This is a genomic window from Mesorhizobium sp. M4A.F.Ca.ET.020.02.1.1 (assembly GCF_004022645.1).
GTDB lineage: Bacteria > Pseudomonadota > Alphaproteobacteria > Rhizobiales > Rhizobiaceae > Mesorhizobium.
This window is the reverse complement of the sequence record NZ_RZOI01000327.1, coordinates 1-6,468: the sequence shown is the minus strand read 5'-3', so window position 1 is coordinate 6,468 and position 6,468 is coordinate 1. Positions and strand designations below refer to the sequence as shown.

Annotated in this window: 7 protein-coding genes; 2 read left to right on the top strand and 5 right to left on the bottom strand. The window is 64.8% G+C overall.

The window, feature by feature from the left end:
• Positions 1 to 155: 155 nt before the first annotated feature.
• Positions 156 to 887, top strand: a complete 732-nt coding sequence (locus EN742_RS19915) for a hypothetical protein (RefSeq protein WP_127423028.1) — start codon at positions 156 to 158, stop codon at positions 885 to 887.
• Positions 888 to 964: 77 nt separating this feature from the next.
• Here the strand turns inward: EN742_RS19915 and EN742_RS19910 are convergent, their stop codons facing one another.
• Positions 965 to 1,168, bottom strand: coding sequence for a DUF3126 family protein (locus tag EN742_RS19910; RefSeq protein ID WP_042644432.1), 204 nt, complete (start codon positions 1,166 to 1,168; stop codon positions 965 to 967).
• A gap of 140 nt (positions 1,169 to 1,308) precedes the next feature.
• Complete coding sequence (gene cysE / locus EN742_RS19905) at positions 1,309 to 2,157, bottom strand: serine O-acetyltransferase (protein ID WP_127400492.1); 849 nt, start codon at positions 2,155 to 2,157, stop codon at positions 1,309 to 1,311.
• A 123-nt stretch (positions 2,158 to 2,280) separates the two neighbouring features.
• On the opposite strand from cysE, the gene EN742_RS19900 reads away from it, so the two are divergent.
• Positions 2,281 to 2,880 carry a hypothetical protein gene (locus tag EN742_RS19900; protein WP_126054347.1) on the top strand — a complete coding sequence of 200 codons (600 nt, stop codon included), beginning with the start codon at positions 2,281 to 2,283 and terminating at the stop codon, positions 2,878 to 2,880.
• Positions 2,881 to 2,947: 67 nt separating this feature from the next.
• Here the strand turns inward: EN742_RS19900 and purF are convergent, their stop codons facing one another.
• The 3 genes from purF to EN742_RS19885 all read right to left on the bottom strand — a co-directional run.
• A complete protein-coding gene (gene purF / locus EN742_RS19895; RefSeq protein WP_189375472.1) occupies positions 2,948 to 4,642 on the bottom strand; it encodes an amidophosphoribosyltransferase in 1,695 nt (564 codons plus the stop codon).
• 148 nt (positions 4,643 to 4,790) lie between these two features.
• Positions 4,791 to 5,471 carry a CvpA family protein gene (locus tag EN742_RS19890; RefSeq protein ID WP_126055661.1) on the bottom strand — a complete coding sequence of 227 codons (681 nt, stop codon included), beginning with the start codon at positions 5,469 to 5,471 and terminating at the stop codon, positions 4,791 to 4,793.
• 43 nt (positions 5,472 to 5,514) lie between these two features.
• Positions 5,515 to 6,468: magnesium chelatase domain-containing protein (locus tag EN742_RS19885; RefSeq protein ID WP_128333182.1), on the bottom strand; the 954-nt coding region annotated here is incomplete at its 5' end.

Genomic DNA, 6,468 nt, shown 5'->3' with positions numbered 1-6,468 from the left:
CAAAGAGCCAGAGCTCCACAGCACCCATCTTTACCTTCCTTTTACCATGACGTCGCACAGTCGCGCCCGACAGGCGCGCTGCAAGTGCCATGCCGCGCCATGTGTGCCGCCAGGGGACATCCGGGATGTCAGGCGGCCGAGGTAACGGGGAAGCGATGAAGCAGGCGGCGACAGTTAATGGCCCGGAATTCGAGGTTGTCGATTCCACGCTGATGAAGCGGGTCTTCTATACCTTCGCGGCGCTGGCGCTGCTGTCGGTGGCAATCAGCCTCGGCGGCAAGTGGCTGGGACGCTCGATCGCCATGGCCGGCTACACTGACGACACGACCGTCCATGAAGTCGTGATCGGCAACAATGTCATTGCCGTGCCAGCCAATTTCATTCGCTTCGAGCAGGCACGGCGCGACGGCATCGCCTCGCGTCTCGACCTCTACATGCGCTATCCCGAACTGGACGGCTACAGCACCGCCGCGCGCGACGACTTCAACCACAAGGGCGAACGCAAGAACATCGTGTTCCTGTCCTTCGAGCAACAGATGATGTCGCGCGACATGAGCGGCCGCCTCGCCCCGATCTACAGCGCGCTGATCGTCCAGCCCGGCACCTCGGGGCCGGGCGGCACGACGCTTTATGGCTTCACCGAGAAGTCAGGTTATCTCAACGAGGTACTTGCTGTCGCCGCCCGCCCGGGCAAGGATCCTTTCGTTGCCCGCTGCCTGAGCGGACCGAGCGCGGAGGAATCGCTGGCGCCCTGCGAGCGCGACATCCATGTCGGCGACGGCCTCAGCCTCACCTACCGCTTTCCCCGAGAGTTTCTCGGCAACTGGCAGGCGCTTGACGCGGCAATCGCCGCGAAGGCCACGCACATCCTGAAGACAGGGCGCTAGCCCATTAGATTCATTGCATGTTTCCAATGGGAAGCATCGACCGGACCGCACAGGCTCAGGTCCGGCCGGCAGAGGGCTCAGCCCAGATCGATGTCGAGGATCGCCATCGAGAAATTGTAGTCGCCATCATCCTCGTCCTTGAAGACGATGCCGAGGAATTCGTCGCCGACATAGACCTCGGCCGAATCCTCCTTGCGCGGGCGCGCCTTCACCTGGAGCTTGGGATTCTGGAAGACGCGCTTGAAATAGGCGTCCAGCTTTCTGATTTCGTCCGGCTTCAAAGTCTTCTCCGATCGTCGGCTTGCTGATTTGAACGCGGCTTCTGGCACGCCGACAATGGCGATGTAAAGGCAAGCCGGCGACAGAACCGGAACCGGTCCGCGCGTACAGCCGGATTCAGCCGCGCGCGGGCATCCCGGCCTCAGATATCGAAGCTGACAACGTGGTCCATGGTCTGCGACGGCAGAAGCTGGTCCATCTGCCTGGAAGGCTGGTCGCAACCGGTTTCGCCGACGACGCGCGCCGGCACGCCGGCGACCGTCTTGTTGTGCGGCACCGGCGATAGCACGACCGATCCGGCAGCGATCTTCGAGCAATGGCCGACTTCGATGTTGCCGAGGATCTTGGCGCCGGCGCCGATCAGCACGCCGCGGCGGATCTTCGGATGGCGGTCGCCGCCGGCCTTGCCGGTACCGCCGAGAGTTACCCCGTGCAGGATCGAGACATCGTCCTCGATCACCGCGGTCTCACCGACGACTAGGCCGGTGGCGTGGTCGACGAAAATGCCCTTGCCGATACGGGCGGCCGGGTTGATGTCGGTCTGGAACACCGAGGAGGAGCGGCTCTGCAGGTAGAGCGCGAAATCCCGGCGGCCCTGGTTCCACAGCCAGTGCGCCAGCCGATGCGTCTGGATGGCGTGGAAGCCCTTGAAGTAGAGCACCGGCATGATGAAGCGGTCGCAGGCCGGATCACGGTCATAATAGGCCTGGATGTCGACGCGAACCGTCGTGCTCCAATCCGGATCGTCGGCCAGCATGGCATTGAAGGTCTGCCGGATGAGGTCGGAACCGATGTCCTGATGGTCGAGCCGTTCGGCCAGCCGATGGATCACCGCTTCTTCCAGGCTTTCCTGGTTGAGGATGGTCGAATAGAGGAACGCGGCAAGCAGCGGATCGCGGTTGACCGCTTCCATCGCCTCGTCACGGACCGAGCGCCAGATCGGGTCGACCGGCTGCACAATGCTGGGGCGGGCAATCGTAATGCTGTTCATCGACGGTCTCCGGCCTGCCGGCTATTCTCCGGCCGCACATATAGGCCAGATCGTAGCAGGATTGAACTCAATTTTCCTTAGTGCTCTGTCAAATGGATTTGGTTCACGGGAATTCAAGCAGCCATGGAAAACGAACCCTTGATCGATGAGCCGCTGAAAAGCGAGCTCTCGGCCCTCTATCGGGCAACGGACCGCCGCTACCATGGCCTCGCCCATATCGAGGCGATGCTGGAGCTTGCGGCGGACTATAGACGCCTGCTCCATGACCCGGAAGCCGTGGAGGCGGCGATCTGGTTCCATGACGCCATCTATGACAGCCGGGCCAAGGACAACGAGGCGCAGAGTGCCGCTCTTGCCGAGCAAAAACTCGCCGGCCGCACCGACGCGGGGCGCCTCGGCCGCGTCGCCGCGATGATCCTCGCCACCGCCACGCACGAACTGCCGCGCTCCGACGATGAGGATTTCGCCAGCGACGCGGCACTCATGCTCGACATGGACCTCGCTATCCTGGGTGCGGCGCCCGAGACCTTCGATGCCTACGAGCGGGCCGTCCGCCAGGAATACCATTGGGTCGAGGAGCCGATGTGGCGTGCCGGACGCGGCGCGGTGCTGAAGAGTTTCCTTGCCCGCCCGCATATCTTCCACACCGACGAGTTCCGGCAACGGTTCGAACCCCAGGCCAGGCGGAACCTTGCACGATCGCTGCAGGCGCTCGAAGCTTGAGCAATTCCAGGAAAAGTGTGTAACGGTTTTCCGTCCGGAATTGCGTGGAAAATAATAGCTGCATTGCCTAATCCGGCAAGGTCTCCATCTGCTCGGCATAGGCCTTGAAGCCTGCGCGCCGGTAGACTGGCTGCGCATTGGGATGGTCATAGGTGTCGGTGTGCAGCCAGAGCCTTTCGGGCCGATATGACCAGACCGCGCGAAGCGACCGGTCAAGCAGGAACGGCCCGAGTCGGCGGCCCTGGAAAGCGGGCACAAGCCCGAAATGGGTGAGCTCGACAACGGATTGGCCAACGCCGTTGAACTCGCACAGGCCGGCCGCCTCGCCGTCGACGCGCAGGACATGGATATGCGTCGCCGGACTGGCGAGCAGCCGTTCAAGCTCCCGTGGCTCCATGCGCAGCCGTTGATCCCACTGCAGCGGCTCGCCGACGGCGCGGTAGAGCCCGTCGATTGACAGGAAGCCGAGCGAATCGACGCGGATGAATTCGGCCATCTCTTCGACCGACATGCGCGAGGCGAGCAGCTTCGACTTCTCTGGCGTGTCGACGCCGTAGAAGCACGACGCGCTGGTCGGCGGCGAGGCGATGCGCATATGCACCTCCCTGGCGCCGGCGTCGCGCACCATCTGCACGATCTTCTGGCTGGTGGTGCCGCGCACGATCGAATCGTCGACCAGCACCACGCGCTTGCCCTCGATCATGCGCCGGTTGGCGTTGTGCTTGAGCTTGACGCCCATGTGGCGGATCGAATCGCCGGGCTGGATGAAGGTGCGGCCGACGTAGTGGTTGCGGATGATGCCAAGCTCGAAGGGAATGCCGGCGGCCTGGGAAAAGCCGATCGCCGCCGGCGTGCCGGAATCCGGCACCGGCACGACGATGTCGGCCTCGACCGGGTTTTCCTGCGCCAGTTCGGCCCCGATGCGCTTGCGCACCTCGTAGACGTTGCGGCCCTCGACCGAAGAATCCGGCCGCGCGAAATAGACATATTCGAAGATGCAGAAGCGGGTCTTCTGCGGCTCGAACGGGAACAGACTCTCGATGCCCTTGGAGGTGATGACCACCATCTCGCCGGGCTTGATGTCGCGCACGAAGCGGGCGCCGATGATGTCGAGCGCGCAGGTCTCGGAAGCGAGGATCCAGGCGCCGTCGAGGTCGCCCAGCACCAGCGGCCTGATGCCCAGCGGATCGCGGCAGCCGATCATCTTCTTGGCCGTCATGGCTACCAGCGAGAAGGCGCCCTCGACCTGGCGCACCGCGTCGATGAAGCGCGAGTTCAGGTCGCGCTCCTTGCTGGTGGCGACCAGATGCAGCAGCGTTTCGGTGTCGGAGGTCGAGGAAAAGATCGAGCCCTGCTTCTGCAGCGCGCGCTGCACCGTCAGCGCATTGGTGAGGTTGCCGTTGTGGGCGACGGCGAGACCGCCCTCGGAGAGTTCGGCGAAGAAGGGCTGGATGTTGCGCAGGCCGGCGCCGCCGGTGGTGGCGTAGCGCGTATGGCCGATGGCGCGGTTGCCTTGCAGGCTGTCGATGACGCGCTGCTTGGTGAAGGTGTCGCCGATCAGGCCGACATGGCGTTCGACATGGAACTGGCTGCCGTCATAGGAAACGATGCCGGCGGCTTCCTGGCCGCGATGCTGGAGGGCGTGCAGGCCCAGCGTGACGATTGCCGCCGCGTCCTGCCGGCCGAAAATGCCGAACACGCCGCATTCGTCGTGGAAATGGTCGTCGGCCTCGGCGGATAGCACGTCGCCTGCGTCTGCCATCGAAACTGCCATGAGGGGCTCAAGCTCCGCTAAAATCGCCATATAAGGCGATCGCTCGTCGAAAGCAACGCATGCCTTGCGGCGTTCACACCAACGTCAATCCCCGCGGAAGCGCCCGCCTTGCCGCGGGCGCTCGTCTTGGCGGCGATCAGTTTGCCGGCGCCGGAGTGGCGGGAGCCGGCGCCGGCGCGTTGTCGGCAGGGGCTTCGCCTTCATTGTCATCGACCGGCGCATCGGCGTCATCGCCGTTTGCCGGCGGTTCGGCCGCCGGCTGGTCGGTCGTCGCGCCGGGCGCCGCCGGAGTTTCAGCCGCGGGCTCGCCCTTGTGGGTGTATTTGTTGACGAGCTCTTCCGTGTTCTCCGGCAGCAGGCTTTCGAGCTTCGCGCCGATCGTCTCCAGCAGCGGCCGCGACTTGGCGTTGGCGACCCAGCCCGGCGCCTTGGCCCCGGCCAGCCAGTTGAAGAACAGCAGCGCCACCGCGACCACCAGGATGCCGCGCGCCGCGCCATAGAGGAAGCCGAGCGTGCGGTCGAGCGCGCCGATCCGGGAATCGATGATCCAGTCGGCGAGCTTCATGGTGATGACCGAGACGACGATCAGCGCGATGACGAAGACGATGCCGGCGGCCGCCGCCATGGCGATCTTGTCGTTGTCGACATAGGGCTGAACGTAAGGCAGCACCGGCTTGTAGAAGAAGAAGGCCGCCACCGCCGCCGCCACCCAGGAGACGATGGAGAGTACCTCGCGCGAGAAGCCGCGCACCATGGCGAGCATCGCCGAGACCAGGGTGAAGCCGACGAGAATTCCGTCAAGCAGCGTAATCGGCATGTCCTTCGCCCCACTCCATGTCTCTACCGCTCGACGAGCCGCGTCATTCTTGCTCCTCGGCGCGGCTGCGCCGTGAGCCGGCTATGCGCGCGACGAGGTCGGCAAGCTCGGTGGGCTGGAAAGCGCCGGCCCCGATCCCCCCAGCGCCATTGCCACCGACAAGGTCCTCGCTGCCCAAGGGCAGTACCGCGCTACCGAAACCCAGCTTTTCGGCCTCTTTGAGGCGCTGCTGCGCATGCGCAACCGGCCTCACCGCACCCGACAGGCTGATTTCGCCGAAATAGACGCAATCGGCAGGAAGGGCAAGACCGGTGAGCGACGAAACCAGCGCGGCGGCGACCGCCAGATCGGCAGCCGGCTCGCTGATCCGGTAGCCGCCGGCAACGTTGAGGTAGACGTCATGCTGGCCGAAGCGCACACCGCAATGGGCCTCCAGCACCGCGAGCACCATCGACAGCCGCGCGCCGTCCCAGCCGACGACAGCGCGGCGTGGCGTGCCGAGCGAGGAGGGCGCCACCAGCGCCTGGATCTCGACCAGCACCGGACGCGTGCCCTCCATGCCGGCGAAAACGGCCGCTCCTGGCGACTTCGCGTGGCGCTCGCCGAGAAAAAGCTCGGACGGGTTGGCGACTTCGCGCAGGCCCTTGTCCGACATCTCGAACACGCCGATCTCGTCGGTCGGCCCGAAGCGGTTCTTCACCGTGCGCAGGATGCGGTAGTGGTGGCCGCCTTCGCCCTCGAAATAGAGCACGCCGTCGACCATGTGCTCGACGACGCGCGGACCGGCGATCTGGCCTTCCTTGGTGACATGACCGACGAGCACGATCGCCGCACCCGTAGATTTGGCATAGCGGATCATCGCCTGGGCGGCGGCGCGCACCTGGGTGACGGTGCCGGGCGCCGAATCGGCAAGGTCGGTCCACAGCGTCTGGATCGAATCGAGGATCACCAGGTCCGGCCGCTTGCCGTCAGCGATGGTTGCGAGGATGTCCTCGAC